The organism is Kutzneria sp. 744 (assembly GCF_000568255.1).
GTDB lineage: Bacteria > Actinomycetota > Actinomycetes > Mycobacteriales > Pseudonocardiaceae > Kutzneria.
This window is the reverse complement of sequence record NZ_KK037166.1, coordinates 806,920-809,989: the sequence shown is the minus strand read 5'-3', so window position 1 is coordinate 809,989 and position 3,070 is coordinate 806,920. Positions and strand designations below refer to the sequence as shown.

The following is a 3,070-nucleotide window of genomic DNA, read 5'->3' as shown; positions in this document are numbered from 1 at the left end:
AACGGTCGTCACGGGGTGCGCAGGCTCCACTGCTGGTTGGGCTGCCCGTTGCACGACCACAGCTGGATCTTCGTGCCGCTGGTCGTGCCCTGGCCCGTCGCGTCGAGGCACAGACCCGACTGGACGCCGGTGATCGTGCCGTTGGCGTTGACGGTCCACTGCTGGTTGGTCTGGCCGTTGCAGTCCCAGGTGATCACCTGGGTGCCGTTGGCCGTGCCCCGACCGGACGCGTCGAGGCACTTGTTGCCGTAGGCCGTCAACTGCCCGCTGGACGTGACCGTCCACAGTTGACTGTCCTGCTTGGCGCAGTCGGCCAGCTGCGCCTGGGCGCCGTTGGTGCTGGACACGTCCAGGCACCGGCCCGACTGCGTGCCCACGAGCTGCTTGCCGGCGGGCGGCGGCGGGGGCGGGGGCTGGTTGGAGTCGAACTGGCTGAAGAACTTCCAGACCTCGCCGGAGGTCCAGGTGTGCCAGCCGTCACCGGTGGATCCGTCGATCGGGCCGGGGTCGTGGCCGGCCCCGTCGAATGCCGCCCAGACGACCGGATAGCCGGCCTTGCAGCCGGAGTAGGCGGTGACGATGTGGGTCAGGCTGCCCTGGGCCGGCTCCGGCGGATTCTGCGGCGTGCAGCCGTTGTCGCGGACGAAGGTGTCGCGCAGTGCCCGGCCGTTGGAGATCGGCAGCACGTTGTCGCGCAGACCGTGCAGCCCCATGTAGGCGATGGGCTGGGTGCCGCCGCTGCAGCCGCTGAGGTTCGCGCCGGAGTACACCGCGACCGCGCGGAAGACGGTCGCCCGGGCGCAGGCCAGGGCGTAGGTCATCGCGCCGCCGTAGCTGAAGCCGGCCGAGAACAGCTGGGCCGTGTCGACGCACAGGCCGCCCTCGAGCTGCCTGATCATGTCGTCGACGAAGGTCACGTCCTGGCCGCCGGAGTTGCCCCAGCCGTTGCCGATGCCCTGCGGCGCGACGAAGATCGTGCCGTTGCCGGCGTTGTCGGCCAGCCGCCGCAGGCCGTAGTAGGACCAGTTGTAGCCGTCGGTGCCGCCCGAGTCCACGTCGTTGGCGGTGCCGCCGACCCAGTGGAAGCCGAAGACCAGCCGGTAGGGGTGGTTGTTGTCGTAGTTGGCCGGTACCCGCAGGATGTAGCTGCGGTTCTGGCCGCTGCCTGGATGGTGTGCGTGCCGCTGGCCAAGGTCGGGGCCTTGCCGCAGCCGGCGGTCGACGCCGCCGGGTGGGCGGCCGGGCCGGTGTCGGTCGCCGGCGCGGCCTGCGCGGCGCCGGTCATGGTCAGGAGCAGTGCCGCCGCGGCCGCGACTGTCCCGAGCAGGGTCCTGTATTTCGACATCACGCGTCTCCCTAGCCGAGAGTCCACTGCTGGTTGCTGCCGCCGTTGCATGTCCACAGTTCGGCCAGCGCGCCGTCGGCGGTGGACGCGCCCGTCACGTCAAGGCAGAGCCCCGACTGGACGCCGGTGATCGTGCCGTCGGAGTTGGCGGTCCACTGCTGGTTGGCCTGGCCGTTGCACGACCAGGTCTCCACCTTGGTCCCCGGACTGGTCTGGTTGCCGCTGGCGTCCATGCACAGCGTCGTGCCGCCGAGCGCGACCGTCAGCTGGTTGGACGACGTGCGCGTCCAGGTCTGGTTCGGCTGGCCCGTGCAGCCGTGGATCTGCAGTTGCGTGCCGGGTGTGGCGGACGAGTTGGGCACGTCCAGGCACTTGCCCGCGCCGACCGCGTGCAACGGCCCGGTGCCGCCACCGCCGCCACCGCCGTTGTTGTTGTAGCCGGCCGCGGTGATGTTGGCCTGCACGGCGTTCTCGGTGGCGTCGGACGGATAGCCCGAGGTCATGACGCCCTCGTAGAAGGTGCCGGTGGATCCCTTGCTGTTGTCGCCACCGGTGCCGAGGATGATCGCCCCCTGCTTGCGCATCGGGTTGTAGCCCGAGACGTTGGGGCGGGGTCCGCTGTAGAACGTCGACAGGCCGCCGGACTGCGCGTTGCCGCCGCGGATGGCCCACTGGTTCGGGCCGCCCTTGATCATCGCCGTGGTGTAGCGGTAGTTGATGGTGGGGTCGTTGGCGTTGTAGTGCTGGTTCACGCCGGAGAACAGGCCGTTCTCCAGGTCGGCCATGATCCACGGTCCGTTGCCCGCGCCGTAGCCCCAGACCCGGATGTTGCCGAAGTAGATGGCCTCCATGGTGCCGTTGCCGTCGTCGTTGCTGTTGGTCTCGGCGTTGCCGTAGTCGAAGCAGCAGCCGCCGTTGTAGTGCGTGCCGTCGACGATGGCGTACATGCCCTCCGGCTGGTCGCCGGTGGCGATGCCTGAGGTGTGGTTGTCGCGGTAGCCGGTGCCGGCGGCCACGTAGACGCCGTAGGCCTTGTGCCCGTTGAGGGTTGTGGGTGCGGCGGTGGCGTTGGCCAGGTTGTCCGGCCCGCCGGCGGCGCCGCCCGCGGGCGCCTGGGTGAGGTTGTTGCCCTTGCCGGACTGGTCGTAGATGATCGTGATGAGGCACGTCGTGCCGGCGCAGAAGGAATCCTGCGCGGCGGAGTCGGCGTAGCCTTCGACGACGCCGATGTTCCGGGTCGTGTTGTCGGACGAGCGCCGCACCTGGTAGAGGGAGCCGGTGTACGCGCCGTACAGGGCGCGAGTGGTGCTGTGCGCGGCCACGCAGGGCGTTCCGCCGGCCGCGTAGATGTCACACGGTCCCTGGGCCGCGGCCGGCGCCGCGCCGACCGCGACGCCGACCGCGAGCATCGCCGCCGCGCTCGCCGCCAGTATTCGTCCGGCACGAGGCATCCATGTTCGTCGGACCATAGATGAACTCCCTTGTTCATGGTCGAGTGCGGATGATGCATGTGTAAGACTCATCTGCCGCCCTCAGGACAGCACGACCTGCTGAAACCAACAAGAAGAGGACCTTGGCCCGGGCACGCCGCCGGCAGTAATCGCTGGTCGGGCGACAGAATGGGTAGTACTTATGCCGGTGGGGGCCATGTAACTTTCCCGGCACGGCGGTGGGTGCCCGCGGTCTCCGACCGGTGCTCACACGGCCTGAGCTGCGCGAAGACGA

2 protein-coding genes are annotated in these 3,070 nt (G+C 69.4%); both read right to left on the bottom strand.

All coding sequences use genetic code 11. The annotated features are described in order from the left end of the window. Nucleotides 1-8: 8 nt before the first annotated feature. The gene (locus tag KUTG_RS03525; protein WP_369794431.1) at nucleotides 9-1,055 is read right to left on the bottom strand and encodes a ricin-type beta-trefoil lectin domain protein; all 1,047 of its coding nucleotides are present in this window, start codon (nucleotides 1,053-1,055) and stop codon (nucleotides 9-11) included. 301 nt (nucleotides 1,056-1,356) lie between these two features. After that, the gene (locus tag KUTG_RS03520; protein ID WP_084578848.1) at nucleotides 1,357-2,814 is read right to left on the bottom strand and encodes an arabinofuranosidase catalytic domain-containing protein; all 1,458 of its coding nucleotides are present in this window, start codon (nucleotides 2,812-2,814) and stop codon (nucleotides 1,357-1,359) included. Between the last annotated feature and the right edge of the window lie 256 nt (nucleotides 2,815-3,070).

Excerpts from the sequence above, each read along its gene's own strand:
- KUTG_RS03520 (WP_084578848.1), bottom strand. The coding sequence starts at position 2,814 with ATGGTCCGACGAACATGGATGCCTCGTGCCGGACGAATACTGGCGGCG.